We start from the raw sequence: 14,378 nt of genomic DNA on the forward strand, positions 1-14,378 counted from the left end.
GCTGCCCACCCGCGCAGCGACCACCCGCACCGCGTGCCGCCCGACGAGGAGGGACTGTGGCCCTGGACGACCCGCGCCGCCTGATCCCGCGCACCGACCAGCTCCTGGCCCTGCCGCCCGTCCGCCGGGCGCTCGAGCGGCTGAGCGAGGACGTCGTCGGCGCGCTGGTGCGCGAGACCCAGGACCGGGCGCGGCGCGGCGAGATCGCCCCCGGCGAGGTCGAGCCGGCGGTGCTCGCCGCGCTCGGGGCCCGCTCCGCCTCGAGCCTGACGCCGGTGCTCAACGCCACCGGCGTGGTGGTGCACACCAACCTCGGCCGCGCCCCGCTGTCCGCGGCGGCGCTCGACGCGCTGGTCACGGCCGGCGGGTACGTCGACGTGGAGCTCGACCTGGTGAGCGGCACCCGCTCCCGCCGCGGCGCCGCCGCCCGGGCGGCCCTGCTCGCCGCCTGCCCACCCGCCGAGGACGCCCTGGTCGTCAACAACGGCGCGGCCGCCCTCGTGCTGGCCACCACGGCCCTGGCCGCCGGCCGCGAGGTGGTGATCAGCCGCGGCGAGCTCGTCGAGATCGGGGCCGGCTTCCGGCTGCCGGAGCTGATCGAGTCGACCGGCGCCCGGCTGCGCGAGGTGGGCACGACCAACCGGACCCACCTGCGCGACTACGCCGAGGCGATCGGCCCGGAGACCGGCTGCCTGCTCAAGGTGCACCCGAGCAACTTCCGGCTGGAGGGGTTCACCTCGGCCGTCGAGGTCGACGAGCTGCGGCCGCTGGCCCGGGCCCACGGCCTGCCCCTCGTGGCGGACCTCGGCAGCGGGCTCCTCGTCCCGGACCCGCAGCTGCCGTCCGAGCCCGACGCCGCCTCGGTCCTCGAGGGCGGTGCCGACCTCGTCATCGCGAGCGGCGACAAGCTGCTCGGCGGCCCGCAGGCCGGGCTGCTGCTCGGCGGCTCGAACGCCGTCGCCCGGCTGGCCGCCCACCCCCTCGCCCGGGCGGTCCGCGCCGACAAGCTCGCGCTCGCCGCCCTGGAGGCCACGCTCACCGGGGGGCCCGCCCCGGTCACGACCGCGCTGCACGCGGACCCGGACCGGCTCCGCGACCGGGCCGAACGGCTCGGCGCGGCCGTCGGCGCACCCGTGGTCGCCCACGACGGCCGTGTCGGCGGCGGCGGCGCGCCCGGCGTGCCCCTGCCGGGGTGGGCGGTGCGGCTGCCCGAGGCGGCGGCCCCGCTGCTGCGCACCGGCCGCCCCGCCGTGCTCCCCCGGGTCCACGACCGCGCGTGCCTGGTCGATCTGCGCTGCGTGCCCGAGTCCGAGGACGAGCGCCTGCGCGCGGCGGTGCAGGCGGCCCTGACCGCCCTGGCCGGGGCGGACGGCGGCCCGGGAGGGGCCCGGTGAGCGTGCACGTCGTCGCCACGGCCGGGCACGTCGACCACGGCAAGAGCACCCTGGTGCGGGCCCTCACCGGGATGGAGCCCGACCGCTGGGAGGAGGAGCGCCGCCGCGGGCTGACCATCGACCTGGGCTACGCCTGGACCGCGCTGCCGTCCGGGCGCGACGTGGCCTTCGTGGACGTCCCGGGCCACGAGCGCTTCCTCGGCAACATGCTCGCCGGTCTCGGCCCGGCTCCCGTGGTCTGCTTCGTGGTCGCCGTCGACGAGGGCTGGCAGGCCCAGTCCGGCGACCACCGCGACGCCGTCGCGGCCCTCGGCATCGAGCACGGCGTGGTGGTGCTCACCCGCGCCGACCGGGCCCCCGGTCGCACCGGCGAGGTGCTGGCCCAGGTGCGCGCAGAGCTGGCCGGGACCGGTCTGCACGACGCGCCCGTGGTCACCGTCTCGGCCCTCGAGGGCACGGGCCTCGACGAGCTGCGTGCCGTCCTCGACGACGTCCTGGCGCGGGCGCCCGCCCCCGCCCAGGGGCGGCTGAGGCTGTGGGTGGACCGGTCCTTCACGATCACCGGCTCCGGGACGGTGGTGACCGGCACGCTGGCCGCGGGATCGCTCCGGCAGGGCGACCGGCTGCACCTGCTCGGGGACGGCGGGACCGTGCCGGTCGTGGTCCGGGGCATGCACAGCCGGAACGTGGCCCACACCGCGCTGGAGCCGTGCACCCGCGTGGCGCTCAACCTGCGGGGGGTCTCCGCCTCCGACGTGCACCGCGGCGACGCCCTGGTCACCCCCGGCACGTGGCCGCTCACCGACGTCCTCGACGTCCGCCGGGCCACCGGCCCCGCCCTCACGGACACGGCCGAGCACCTCGTGGTCCACGCCGGCACCGCGGCCGTGCCCGCCCGGCTGAGCCCGTTCGACGATGACCACGCCCGGCTGGTCCTGGACCGGCCCCTGCCCCTGGTCCTCGGGGACCGCCTGGTGCTCCGCGACCCCGGCAGCCGCTCGGTGCTCGGCGGCGCCCAGGTCCTCGACGCCGACCCGCCCGCGCTGCGGCGGCGCGGCGACCGGGCGCGCCGCGCCGTCCGGCTCGCCGGCACGGACCTGCGCGGGGACGTCGGCGCGGAGGTGGCCCGCCGCGGTGCGGTGCCGGCGCAGCACCTGCACCGCCTCGGGCTTGTGCCCACCGCGGACGCCGCCCCGCCCGGCGACGTGCGCGCGCTCTGCGGCTGGTGGGTGCACGCCCCCGTGCTCGAGTCCTGGACGCAGCGGCTGCGCACCGCCGTGGAGGAGCTGCACGCCCGGGATCCCCTGGCCGCGGGTCTCTCGCGGGGCGCCGCCCGCGACCTGCTCGCGCTGCCCGACGCCGCGCTGGTCGACCCCGTGGTCCGCGGCGCCGGCCTGGAGCAGGACGGCGGGCACGTCCGGTCCCCGCACCACCGCGGCGGCCTCGGCGCCCACGAGACCGCCGTGCTCGAGCTGGAGCGGCGGCTCGGGGCCGAGCCCTTCCGGAGCCCGGAGGCCGACGACCTGACGGCGCTGCGGCTCGGCGCCCGCGAGCTCGCCGCGGCCGAGCGCACCGGCCGGCTGCTCCGGCTGGGGGACGGCGTCGTGCTGCTCCCCACCGCCCCCGCCCTGGCGATGCGCGAGCTCGCCCGGCTGCCGCAGCCCTTCACCACGAGCCAGGCCCGCCAGGCGCTCGGCACCTCCCGGCGCGTCGCGATCCCGCTGCTCGAGCACCTCGACGCCCGCGGCTGGACCCGGCGGCTGGACGCCGGCCACCGGACCGTGGCGCACTGAGCCCCGGCCCGGGACGGCCCTGCCGGCCGCTCCGCCGCCCGGCTCCTATCCGCGCAGCGCCCTGAGGTGCTCGACCGCCTGGGGCAGCACCTTCTGCAGGTCGCCCACGATGCCGAGGTCGGCGATCTCGAAGACCGGCGCCTGCTCGTCCTTGTTCACGGCCACGATCGTGCCCGCCGTCTGCATCCCGGCGCGCTGCTGGACGGCCCCGGAGATCCCGCAGGAGACGTAGAGCTGCGGGGAGACGGTGCGCCCGGTCTGGCCCACCTGCGCCTCGGGGCCGATCCACCCGGCGTCCACCGCCGCGCGGGAGGCCCCGATCGCGCCGCCGAGGACGTCGGCGAGCGCCTCGAGCGGCCCGAAGTCCCCGCCCGTGCCGCGGCCGCCGGCCACGACCACGCGCGCCTCGCCCAGCGCCGGGCGCCCGGAGGCCGGCAGCGCGGACCGGCCCACCACCCGGGCCGCGGGCACGGTGTCCTCGAGCGCGTGCGTGCGCACTCGCGGGCGCTGCGCCCCGGCCGGCCCAGCGCCGGGGGCGCCCGCGGCGGCGTGGGCCGCGGGGTCGGCGGGGAGCTCGACCGAGTTGGGGCGGACGGTCGCGATCAGCACCGGGCTCGTGGCCCGGCACCGGGTGGTCCACCCGCCGGCGAGGACGGACTTGGTGGCGACGAGGTCGGCGTCGAGGGCGACCACGTCGGTGACCACCCCGGCCCCGAGCCGCACGCCCAGGCGCGCGGCGACGTCCTTGGCCTCGGGGGTGGCGGCGAGCAGCAGCGCCGTGGCGCCGGTCTCCCGGGCGGCGGCCTCCGCGAGCGCGACCGCCGGCGTGGTGAGCCGGTCGCCGGGCCCGCCCTCCGGGGCGTGCACGGCGCCCACCCCGTGGGCGGCGAGCTCGCCGAGCAGGGCGTCGCCGGGCGCGTCCGGCACGACGACGTGCGTCTCGCCCAGCGTGCCGGCGAGCACGAGCAGCTCCCGGTCGGCGCGGCGCAGCCGGTCCGTGGTGGCCAGCACCACCAGTGCGACGGTCGTGGTCGTGGTCGTGGTCATGGTCGTCCTCCTCCTGCCCGGCGGGCGGGCGCGTGCGATGGGGGTCCGGCGGGGTGCGGCCGGGTGCTCAGACGAGCCTCCGGGCCACGAGGAACTCGGCGAGGCGGATGCCGCCCTCGCCGTCGTCGGCCACGACCTCCCCGGCGGTCCGGGGCGGGCGCGGCACGGCGTCGAGCACCTCGGTGAGCGAGCCGGCGAGGCCCACGTCCCCGGTGTCCAGGCCGAGGTCGGCGACGGACCACGTCTGCACGGGCTTCTTCTTGGCCGCCATGATCGCCTTGAAGTTGGGGTAGCGCGGGGTGTTGACCTGGTCCGTCACGGCCACGAGCGCCGGCAGGTCCGCGGCGACCCGGAGGGCCTCGGTCTCGGTGTGCCGGACGGCGGTGAGCGAGGCGCCGTCCTCGGCCAGCGCCAGGGAGCTCGCGAAGCCGACGTGGGCGAGGCCGAGCCGCTCGGCGAGCTGACCGGGGACCAGGGACGTCTCGCCGTCGGTGGAGGCCATGCCGGTGAGCACGAGGTCCACGGCCCGGTCCTCCGCCGCGGCGATCCGCTGCACCGCCGCGGCGAGCACCCGGGCGGTGACCCAGGCGTCGGAGCCGGCGAGGGCGTCGTCGAGCACGTGGAACCCGGCGTCGGCGCCCAGCTGGAGGGCGCGCTTGAGCCCGCCCGTCGCACCCGCGGGTCCCAGGGTGAGGGCGAGCACGCGGTGCCCGGCCGCCGCGCCCCCGTGCGTCTCGACGATCTGCGCGGCGGCCTCGAGGGCGTACTCGTCGAGCTCGGAGAGGATCCCGGACGCGCGCTCGAGCAGGGGCGGGCTCCCGGCGAGGACGCGGTCCCCCGCGGCGTCGGGGACGTGCTTGACGGGGACGACGATCGTCAGGGGCTGGCTCATGGTCTCCTCCGGGCGGGACGGGGATGGACGGGACGGGGCGGGAACGGGCGGTCCGTGCGGACGGACGGGGTCTCAGGCGTCCGCGCGGCGCACGAGGCGCTCGGCGTGGCGGATCAGGGGTGCGTCGACCATCCGCCCGCGGAACGCGAAGACGCCGGGGGTGCGGCGGGCGGCGGCGAGCAGCTCCCGGGCGGCAGCGACCTCCTCGGCACCGGGCCGGTAGGCGGCGCGGACGGTCTCGACCTGCCCGGGGTGGAGGCAGGCGGTGGCCGCGAAGCCGGAGGCCACCGCGTCGAGGGCCTCCTCGCGCAGCCCGTCGTGGTCGCCGAGGTCGACGTGCACCGCGTCGATCGCGGGCCGGCCGGCGGCGCCGGCCGCGAGCAGGACGGCGGAGCGGGCGTGGCGGGCCACGTCCCGGTAGGCGCCGTCCCGGCGCCGGGACGAGCTGCCGCCGAGCGAGGCCACGAGGTCCTCGGCGCCCCACATCAGCGCGACCACGTTGGGGGACCGGGCGATCTCGGCCGCGTTGACCACGCCCTCCGCGGTCTCGCACAGCGCGACGACGCGGTGCAGGCCCAGCTCGGCGGCGACGGCGAGCCGCTCCGCGGAGGCGGTCTTGGGCAGCATCACGGTGGTGTACCCGGTGTGCCGCAGGGCGACGAGGTCGTGGGCGAAGTCCTCGGTGTCCTCGGCGTTGATCCGCACGATCGTGCGGGCGGGGTCCAGGGGCGTGGCCACGAGGGCGTCCCGGGCGGCGGGCTTGGCGGAGGGCGCCACGGCGTCCTCGAGGTCCAGGATCACGGCGTCGGCGCGCTCGGCCGCCTTGGCGTAGCGCTCGGGGCGGTCGGCCGGGCAGAACAGCAGGGCGGGTCCGAGGGTGAACGGGTCGGTCATCGGGGCTCCTTGGCCGGGGGTCGCGGCGGGGTGTCGCGGTGGGGCTTCACGGTGCGCTGTCACTGCGGGGCGGCATCGCGGGACCACACGAGCACCGAGCGGGTGCACTCGGCCACCACGACCCCCTCCTGGTTGCGGCCCACGTGCTTCACGCGGACGATGCCCTGCCCGGGCCGGGAGGCCGAGGGGCGGGCGCCGAGGACCTCGGAGGACGAGTACAGGGTGTCCCCGTGGAAGAGCGGGTGCGGGAAGGCGACCTCCTCGAAGCCCAGGTTCGCCACGATGGTGCCCTGGGTCAGCTGGGCCACGGACGCCCCCACGATGGTCGAGAGGGTGAACATGGAGTTCACGAGCCGCCGGCCGAAGGGCTGGCGCCCGGACCACGCGGCGTCCAGGTGCAGGGACTGGGTGTTCATGGTGAGGGTCGTGAACAGCACGTTGTCCGCCTCGGTCACGGTCCGGCCCGGGGCGTGCTCGTAGACAGTGCCGACCTCGAACTCCTCGAACCACAGCCCGCGCTGGCGGACCACCCGGCGCTCCTCGGTCACGGCGGCCCCCTCAGAGTCCGAGCTCGCGGGCGATGAGCATGAGCTGCACCTCGGTGGTGCCCTCGCCGACCTCGAGGATCTTGGCGTCCCGGTAGTGGCGGGCCACCCGGAACTCGTTGATGAACCCGTAGCCGCCGAAGACCTGGGTGGCGTCCCGGGCGTTGTCCATCGCGGCCTCCCCGGCCACGAGCTTGGCGATCGCGGCCTGCGTCTTGAACGGCCGCCCGGCGAGCATCCGGGACGCGGCGTCGTAGTAGGCCAGCCGGGCGGTGTGGGCGCGGGCCTGCATCCGGGCGATCTTGAAGGAGACGGCCTGGTTGTCCCCGATGGGACGGCCGAAGGACTGCCGCTCCCGCGCGTAGCGCACGGACTCCTCGACGCAGCCCTGGGCCGCGCCCGTGGCCAGGGCCGCGATGGCGATGCGGCCCTCGTCGAGGATGGACAGGAAGTTGGCGTAGCCGCGGCCCTCCTCCCCCAGCAGGTTCTCCTCGGGGACGCGGACGTCCTGGAGGGACAGCGGGTGGGTGTCCGAGGCGTTCCAGCCGACCTTGTCGTAGGCCTGCTCGGCGCAGAAGCCGGGGGTGTCCGTGGGGACGATGATCGTGGAGATCTCCTTGCGCACCCGCCCGTCCGGCAGCTCCGTGGTGCCGGTGACCGCGGTGACGTTCACCAGGCGGGTGATCGCCGTGCCGGAGTTGGTGATGAACTCCTTGGCGCCGTCGATCACCCACTGCCCGTCCTCCCGCTTCGCAGTGGTGCGGGTCCCGCCGGCGTCCGAGCCGGCCTCCGGCTCGGTGAGCCCGAACCCGGCGAGCGCCCGGCCCGCGGCGAGATCGGGGAGCCACCGCTGCTTCTGCTCCTCGGTGCCGAAGCGGTGGATGGGCATGGCGCCCAGCGACACCCCGGCCTCGAGGGTGATGGCCACGGACTGGTCGACGCGGGCGATCTGCTCCAGCGCCAGGCACAGGGCGAAGTAGTCCCCGCCCATCCCCCCGTACTCCTCGGGGAAGGGCAGGCCGAACAGGCCCATCTCCCCCATCTGCGCCACGATGTCGTAGGGGAACTCGTGCGCGGCGTCGTACCGCGCGGAGACCGGGGCGATCACCTCGTCGGCGAAGTCGCGGACGGTGTCGGAGAGGTCCTGGTACTCCTCGTCGAGCTCGAAGTTCATGGGGTGCGCTCCTGGTCGGTCGGACGGGGGTCGGTCTGCGGGCGGGTGCCGGGGTCCTCCGGGGCGCCGCCGGGCGTCCCGGCGGGAGCGCCGTCCGGCACGTCGTCGCGGGCGTCCCCGGGGACCGGTGCGGGCACGCCCTCGGGGACGACGTCGGGGACCACGCGGGCGAGCAGCTGGTGCAGTACCACGCGGTCACCGGCCCGCACGGAGAGCTCGGCGGTGCCGGCGGTGGGGGCGGTCAGGCGGTGCTCCATCTTCATGGCCTCGACCACCACCACGGTCTGCCCCTCGGCGACCCGGTCCCCGGTGGCGGCCGGGACGGCGACCACGGTGCCGGGCATGGGCGAGTGCAGCTCCGGGGCGGCGGGCCCGGCCGTGCGCTCGAGGGCGGCCAGCGACCGCTCGAGCCGGGCCTCGCGGGTCAGCACCCGGAGCTCGTAGGCGCAGCCGCCCTCGCCCACCCAGACGCTGTCCGCGCCCGCGGCCACGTGGACCACCCGGGCCGTCCCGCCACTCTCGAGCAGGTGCGCGGCCGGGCGGCCCGGCAGCGGGGTCAGGCGCACGGCGGGGTTCACGGCGGTCCGCCGGGGCTCCTCGAGCCCGTGGGCCAGCACCACCGCGGGCCGGGCGCGGCCGGCGGCCCGCCAGCCGTCCGGGCGGGACCAGGGGCCCGTGTCCCCGGCGGGGCGCGGGTCGGCGGGCCGGTGCCGGGCGAGGTGGGCGGCCGCGGCGGCGAAGTGGCTCTCGTCGGGTGCCGTGAACTCCAGCTCCGGCAGGCGCCGCTCGATGAGGGTCGTGTCCATGACCCCGGCGCGCACCCCGGGATCGGCCAGCAGAGCGCGCAGGTACTCGGTGTTGGTGCCCACCCCGAGCACCACGGTGTCCGCCAGGGCCAGGTCGAGCCGGTCGAGGGCCTGGACCCGGTCGGCGCCCCAGGCGACGACCTTGGCGAGCAGCGGGTCGTAGTCCGAGCCCACGGTCAGCCCCGGTGCCAGCGCGGAGTCCACGCGGATCCCCGGGCCGGAGGCCTCCTCCAGGGCGAGCACGGTGCCGGCGGTGGGCAGGAAGCCGCGGGCGGGGTCCTCGGCGTAGAGCCGGGCCTCGACCGCGTGGCCGGTGAGCACCACGTCCTCCTGCGCCAGGTCCAGCGGCTCCCCCGCGGCGACGCGGATCTGCTGCGCCACGAGGTCCGTGCCGGTGACCAGCTCGGTGACGGGGTGCTCCACCTGCAGGCGGGTGTTCATCTCCATGAAGTAGAAGGTGCCGGGCTGCGCTGCGGGCACCAGGAACTCCACGGTGCCCGCACCGGTGTAGCCCACGGAGCGGGCCACCCGGCAGGCGGCCTGCCCGATCCGCTCCCGGGTGGCGGGGTCCAGCAGCGGCGAGGGCGCCTCCTCGATGACCTTCTGGTGCCGCCGCTGCAGGGAGCACTCCCGCTCCCCCAGGTGGACCACGGCCCCGTGGGCGTCGGCGAGGACCTGCACCTCGATGTGCCGGGGGGACTCGACGAGCTGCTCGAGGAGCAGGGTGTCGTCGCCGAAGGCCGCCGCGGCCACCCGGCGGGCCGTGGCCAGGGCCTCCGGCAGCTCGCCCGGGGCCGCCACCACGTGCATGCCCTTGCCGCCGCCCCCGGCAGAGGGCTTGATCAGGATCGGGTACGTCATCCCGGCGGCCGCGGCCGCCAGGGCGTCGTCGTCGAGACCGGGCTCGGAGACCCCGGGGACCGTGGGCACCCCGGCGGCGGACACGTGCCGCTTGGCGCGGATCTTGTCGCCCATCGTCTCGAGGGCCTCCACGCCGGGGCCGATGAACACGATCCCCGCGTCCGCGCACGCCCGGGCGAAGGCGGCGTTCTCGGACAGGAACCCGTAGCCGGGGTGGATCGCCTGCGCGCCGGTGGCCCGCGCCGCCCCGATCACGGCGTCGATGCGCAGATAGCTCTCGGCCGGGGCCGCCGGGCCCACGCACACGGCTGTGTCGGCCTCCCGCACGTGCACCGCGTCCCGGTCGGCCTCGCTGTAGACCGCGACCGAGCGGATCCCCAGCGCCCGGAGCGTGCGCAGGACCCGGCGGGCGATCTCCCCGCGGTTGGCCACGAGGACGACGTCGAAGCGGCGCGGCGGCGTGCCGGCGGTCACGGGGATCACATCCTGAAGAGGCCGAAGGCCGGCTCGGGCAGCGGGGTCCGGGAGCAGACCTCGAGGGCCAGCCCGAGCACCTCCCGGGTGTCGGTGGGGGCGATCACGCCGTCGTCCCAGAGCCGGGCGGTGGAGTACCAGGGGCTGCCCTGGGCCTCGTACCGGGCCCGGACGGGCGCCATGAACGCCTCGCGCTCGGCCGGGTCCCACTCCTGCCCGCGGGCGGCCAGCTGGTCGGCCTTCACGGTGGCCAGCACCGAGGCGGCCTGGGCCCCGCCCATCACCGAGATCCGCGCCTGGGGCCAGAGGAACAGGAAGCGCGGGGAGTAGGCCCGCCCGCACATGGAGTAGTTGCCGGCCCCGAAGGAGCCGCCGATCACCACGGTGAGCTTGGGCACCCGGGTGGTGGCCACGGCCGTGACCATCTTGGCGCCGTGCTTGGCGATGCCGCCGGCCTCGTAGTCGCGGCCCACCATGAAGCCGGTGATGTTCTGCAGGAACAGCAGGGGGATCCCGCGCTGGTCGCACAGCTCGACGAAGTGGGCGCCCTTCAGCGCCGACTCCGCGAAGAGCACCCCGTTGTTGGCCACGATGCCCACCGGGTGGCCGTGGACGTGGGCGAAGCCGGTGACCAGCGTGGTGCCGTACTCGGCCTTGAACTCGGCGAAGCGGCTGCCGTCCACGAGCCGGGCGATGACCTCGTGCACGTCGTAGCCGGAGTTGGGGTCGACCGGCACCGCCCCGGGGAGCTCGTCCTCGGCCACGGCCGGGGGCGCGGGCTCCCTCACCGGCCAGGCCCGCGGGCCCGGCGGCGGCAGGGTCGCCACGATGTCCCGGACGATCTGCAGGGCGTGGGCGTCGTTCTCGGCGAGGTGGTCGACCACCCCGGACGTCCGGGCGTGCAGCTCTCCGCCGCCGAGCTCCTCGGCGGTGACCTCCTCGCCGGTGGCGGCCTTCACCAGCGGCGGGCCGCCCAGGAAGATCGTGCCCTGCCCGCGCACGATGACGGTCTCGTCGCTCATCGCCGGGACGTAGGCCCCGCCAGCGGTGCAGGAGCCGAGCACGGCCGCGATCTGCGCGATGCCCGCCGCCGAGAGGTGGGCCTGGTTGAAGAAGATCCGCCCGAAGTGCTCCCGGTCCGGGAAGACCTCGTCCTGCAGCGGCAGGTACGCCCCGCCCGAGTCGACGAGGTAGACGCAGGGCAGCCGGTTCTCCAGGGCGATCTCCTGGGCGCGCAGGTGCTTCTTGACCGTCACGGGGTAGTAGGTGCCGCCCTTGACCGTGGCGTCGTTGCACACGACCATCACCTGCCGGCCGTGGACCAGGCCGATCCCGGCGATCAGGCCGGCCCCCGGGCACTCGTCGTCGTACATCCCCTCCGCGGCCAGGGCGCCGAGCTCCAGGAACGGGCTGCCCTCGTCCAGCAGGTGATCCACCCGCTCGCGCGGCAGCAGCTTGCCGCGCGCCACGTGCCGCCGCCGGGAGGCCTCGGGCCCGCCCTGCGCCGCCCGCTCCAGGCGCCGGGTCAGCTCCTCGGCGAGCCCCTGCTGGGCGGCCGCGTTGGCGGCGAACTCCGCGCCGCCCGGATCGACCTGGGTGCTCAGCACGCGCATGGGTTCCCTCCGCTCCGGGCCGGCCGTCCGGGGATGCCATTTCGGTTAATCACGACTAACTTGGGGTTCAGGTTAGTGGTGGCTCACTAGAATGTCCAGGAATCCGACCCCGAGAGCAGGACCCGTGACCCAGACCCAGCGCGGCCCCGGCCCGCCCACCACCGTGCGCGGGCAGGCCAAGGCCCGGCGGCGCCAGGACCTCCTGGCCGCCTCCGCCACGCTCTTCGCCGAGCGCGGCTTCGCCGGCGTCTCGATCGACGACATCGGCGCCGCCGCGGGGGTCAGCGGGCCCGCGGTCTACCGGCACTTCCCGCGCAAGCAGGCGGTCCTGGGCGCGATCCTGCTCGAGGTCAGCCACGACCTGCTCGACCGGGGCCGCGAGGTGGTGGCCCGCTCCCCCGATCCGGCCCGGCGGCTGCGGGCGCTGATCTCCTTCCAGGTGGAGTTCGCGCTGCACCGTCCCGCCGTGATCGTGGTGCAGGACCGGGAGCTGCCGAACCTGACCGAGGAGGACCGCCGCGCGGTCCGCGTCCTGCAGCGCGGCTACGTGACGCTGTGGGTGGACGCCCTGCAGGAGCTGGCCCCGGCGCGCGACGTCGCGGAGCTCACCCTGCGCGCCCAGGCCGCCTTCGGGCTCATCAACTCGACCCCCCACTCCCTGCGGACGGCCCACCGGCTGCGCGCCCCGCAGGACGCGGGGCGGCTCGACGCGGCCCGGGCCGCCCTCGAGGAGATGACCTGGGCCGCGCTGCGCACCGCGTTCGCCCCGACCCCCACCAGCACAGGAGGCACCCCGTGACCGAGACCCCGGCGTTCTACGAGGAGGAGCACGAGGAGTTCCGCGAGGTGGCCCGCGAGTTCACGACCCGCGAGGTGGCCCCGCACTACGCCGCGTGGGACGCCCAGCACATGATGCCCCGCAGCCTGTGGACGGCCGCCGGCGGGGCCGGCCTGCTCGGCCTCGCCGTGCCCGAGGAGTTCGGCGGCATGGGCCTGACGGACTACCGGTTCCGCGCCGTGCTCGACGAGGAGCTGGTCCGCCAGGGCGCCCTCGGCGTGGCCCTGGCCCTGCACCTGCACGACGACTGGGTGCTGCCCCACCTGCTCGCCCACGGCACCGACGAGCAGAAGCGGCGGTGGCTGCCGCGCATGCTCACGGGGGAGCTCGTCACCTCCGTGGCCTGGACCGAGCCGGGCGCGGGCTCCGACCTGCGCGGGGTGCGCACCCGGGCCGTGCGCGACGGCGAGGAGTGGGTGCTCACCGGTCAGAAGACGTTCATCGGCAACGGGATCAGCGGGGACGCCGCCCTCGTCCTGGCGCGCACGGACGGGGAGACCGGGCGCGCCGGGGAGGACGCCCTCAGCCTGTTCCTGGTGCACAAGGCGGACTCCCCCGGCTACGGGACGGGCAAGCAGCTCGACAAGATGGGGGTCAGGGCCTCGGACACCGCCGAGCTGTTCTTCGAGGACGTCCGGGTCCCGGCGGTGAACCTCGTCGGCGCCGAGGGCGGCGGGCTGCGGCAGATCCAGCAGGTGCTGCCGCAGGGGCGGCTGGCGGTGGCCGTGGCCGCGAGCGCCGTCGCCCGCTCGACCCTGGCGGACACCCTCCGGTACACCGGCGAGCGCACGGCCTTCGGCTCCCGGGTGCTGGACTTCCAGCACACCCGGTTCGAGCTCGCGGAGCTGACGGTCGAGGTGGAGGTCGTCGAGGCCTACGTGCAGCGGGCGGTGCACGCGTTCAACGCGGGGACCCTCGACGTGGTGGGTGCGTCCAAGGCCAAGTACTGGGCCGGTGAGCGGGCGCGGTCCGTCACCGACCGGTGCCTCCAGCTGCACGGCGGCTACGGGTACATCCTCGACTACCCGGTGGCGCAGGCCTATCTCGCGTCCCGGCTGCTGACGATCTTCGGGGGCACCAGCGAGATCCTGCGGGAGACCATCGGGCGGGCCGTGGCCGACGAGGCGTGAGGAGCGCCCCGGTCAGCGCACCTCCAGGGACGCCCGCCCGGTCCGGCGGGCCGCCGGTGCCGCGCCGAGCCGCTGGGACACCTCCCCCGCCGCCGCCACGGCGGCGGACGCGAGCAGCTCGGCCTGTTCCGGCGTGACCCGGTAGCGGGGCGCGGCGACCATGACGGCCGCGACCAGCTGGTCCCGGTGGTCGCGGACGGCGGCGGCGACCCCGACCTCCTCCACGGAGGTCTTGCCGTAGTTGAGGGCCACCCCGTCCTCGGCGACCTGCCGCAGGGACTCCAGGTAGAGCTCGATGCCCGCCTCGGTGGGATCGGGCAGCTCGACGATCCCGGACAGCAGCAGCGCCCGGACCCGCTCCGGCGGCTGCTCGGCGAGGAAGATCTGCACCGAGGCGCTCAGGGCCGTGTCGTACCGGGTGCCCAGCGGGGTGGTGTGCTTGATCTGCCGCGGGCTGGGGATCTGCTCCACGCACACGGCCTGGTCGCCGTTCCAGACCAGCAGCGCGCTGGTCTCCTGGGTCTGCTCGGTCAGCTCGAGCAGCACGGGGTACGCCACCCGCCGCTCGTCCATTTCCGCGAGCAGCGGGCCGGCCACGGAGATCAGGCCGAGCCCCAGGCGGTAGCGCCGCGTCTGCGGGTCCCGCTCCACCACGTCCTCCCGCTCCAGGGTGGTCAGGAGCCGGGAGACGGTGCTCTTGTGCAGACCCACGCGCGCCGCGATCTCGGTCACCCCGAGCGTGGGCTCGGCCGCGGAGAAGCACCGCAGCACCCGCAGGGCGTGGGAGACGACGGACGCCGCGCGGGCTTCGCTCGAGGAGGCGCTGGCCGGTGATTCAGTCATAGGACTCTCCATTCTCCTGCACGGGGGCGGGTCCGCCGTGCACGGCCGTCCCGGCGGCGGGGCCGTGTGTCGCG

Annotated in this window: 12 protein-coding genes; 4 read left to right on the forward strand and 8 right to left on the reverse strand. The window is 76.4% G+C overall.

What is annotated here, in order from left to right; genetic code table 11:
* Positions 1–56 precede the first annotated feature (56 nt).
* Both selA and selB read left to right on the forward strand, forming a co-directional pair.
* A complete protein-coding gene (gene selA / locus E7Z53_RS01190; protein WP_035923454.1) occupies positions 57–1,394 on the forward strand; it encodes an L-seryl-tRNA(Sec) selenium transferase in 1,338 nt (445 codons plus the stop codon).
* 2 nt (positions 1,395–1,396) lie between these two features.
* Positions 1,397–3,187, forward strand: coding sequence for a selenocysteine-specific translation elongation factor (gene selB, locus E7Z53_RS01195; protein ID WP_369597949.1), 1,791 nt, complete (start codon positions 1,397–1,399; stop codon positions 3,185–3,187).
* Positions 3,188–3,232: 45 nt separating this feature from the next.
* Here the strand turns inward: selB and E7Z53_RS01200 are convergent, their stop codons facing one another.
* From E7Z53_RS01200 to E7Z53_RS01230, 7 genes are all read right to left on the reverse strand, one after another.
* Positions 3,233–4,234 (reverse strand): electron transfer flavoprotein subunit alpha/FixB family protein, encoded by a 1,002-nt coding sequence (locus E7Z53_RS01200; RefSeq protein WP_176336977.1) that lies wholly within the window; start codon positions 4,232–4,234, stop codon positions 3,233–3,235.
* Positions 4,235–4,301: 67 nt separating this feature from the next.
* Entirely contained in the window at positions 4,302–5,126 is an 825-nt protein-coding gene (locus E7Z53_RS01205; protein WP_176336978.1) for an electron transfer flavoprotein subunit beta/FixA family protein, read from the reverse strand.
* Between the two features lie 72 nt (positions 5,127–5,198).
* Entirely contained in the window at positions 5,199–6,020 is an 822-nt protein-coding gene (locus tag E7Z53_RS01210; RefSeq protein WP_176336979.1) for an HpcH/HpaI aldolase/citrate lyase family protein, read from the reverse strand.
* 59 nt (positions 6,021–6,079) lie between these two features.
* A complete protein-coding gene (locus tag E7Z53_RS01215) occupies positions 6,080–6,568 on the reverse strand; it encodes a MaoC family dehydratase (RefSeq protein WP_031282867.1) in 489 nt (162 codons plus the stop codon).
* Between the two features lie 10 nt (positions 6,569–6,578).
* A complete protein-coding gene (locus E7Z53_RS01220) occupies positions 6,579–7,739 on the reverse strand; it encodes an acyl-CoA dehydrogenase family protein (RefSeq protein WP_176336980.1) in 1,161 nt (386 codons plus the stop codon).
* Entirely contained in the window at positions 7,736–9,889 is a 2,154-nt protein-coding gene (locus E7Z53_RS01225; protein ID WP_176336981.1) for an ATP-binding protein, read from the reverse strand. Before E7Z53_RS01225 ends, E7Z53_RS01220 begins: the two co-directional genes overlap by 4 nt.
* Positions 9,886–11,493 (reverse strand): carboxyl transferase domain-containing protein, encoded by a 1,608-nt coding sequence (locus tag E7Z53_RS01230; RefSeq protein ID WP_035923465.1) that lies wholly within the window; start codon positions 11,491–11,493, stop codon positions 9,886–9,888. Before E7Z53_RS01230 ends, E7Z53_RS01225 begins: the two co-directional genes overlap by 4 nt.
* A 124-nt stretch (positions 11,494–11,617) precedes the next feature.
* Between E7Z53_RS01230 and E7Z53_RS01235 the strand changes: the two genes are divergently transcribed.
* Together E7Z53_RS01235 and E7Z53_RS01240 are read left to right on the forward strand one after the other, a co-directional pair.
* A complete protein-coding gene (locus E7Z53_RS01235; protein WP_017833132.1) occupies positions 11,618–12,292 on the forward strand; it encodes a TetR/AcrR family transcriptional regulator in 675 nt (224 codons plus the stop codon).
* The gene (locus tag E7Z53_RS01240) at positions 12,289–13,461 is read left to right on the forward strand and encodes an acyl-CoA dehydrogenase family protein (protein WP_035923467.1); all 1,173 of its coding nucleotides are present in this window, start codon (positions 12,289–12,291) and stop codon (positions 13,459–13,461) included. Before E7Z53_RS01235 ends, E7Z53_RS01240 begins: the two co-directional genes overlap by 4 nt.
* 12 nt (positions 13,462–13,473) lie before the next feature.
* On the opposite strand, the gene E7Z53_RS01245 is transcribed toward E7Z53_RS01240, so the two are convergent.
* Positions 13,474–14,304 (reverse strand): IclR family transcriptional regulator, encoded by an 831-nt coding sequence (locus E7Z53_RS01245; protein ID WP_144835746.1) that lies wholly within the window; start codon positions 14,302–14,304, stop codon positions 13,474–13,476.
* Between the last annotated feature and the right edge of the window lie 74 nt (positions 14,305–14,378).

The organism is Kocuria salina (assembly GCF_013368965.1).
GTDB lineage: Bacteria > Actinomycetota > Actinomycetes > Actinomycetales > Micrococcaceae > Kocuria > Kocuria rosea.

Excerpts from the sequence above, each read along its gene's own strand:
- E7Z53_RS01200 (WP_176336977.1), bottom strand. The coding sequence starts at position 4,234 with ATGACCACGACCACGACCACGACCGTCGCACTGGTGGTGCTGGCCACC.
- E7Z53_RS01205 (WP_176336978.1), bottom strand. The coding sequence starts at position 5,126 with ATGAGCCAGCCCCTGACGATCGTCGTCCCCGTCAAGCACGTCCCCGAC.
- E7Z53_RS01210 (WP_176336979.1), bottom strand. The coding sequence starts at position 6,020 with ATGACCGACCCGTTCACCCTCGGACCCGCCCTGCTGTTCTGCCCGGCC.
- E7Z53_RS01220 (WP_176336980.1), bottom strand. The coding sequence starts at position 7,739 with ATGAACTTCGAGCTCGACGAGGAGTACCAGGACCTCTCCGACACCGTC.
- E7Z53_RS01230 (WP_035923465.1), bottom strand. The coding sequence starts at position 11,493 with ATGCGCGTGCTGAGCACCCAGGTCGATCCGGGCGGCGCGGAGTTCGCC.
- E7Z53_RS01245 (WP_144835746.1), bottom strand. The coding sequence starts at position 14,304 with ATGACTGAATCACCGGCCAGCGCCTCCTCGAGCGAAGCCCGCGCGGCG.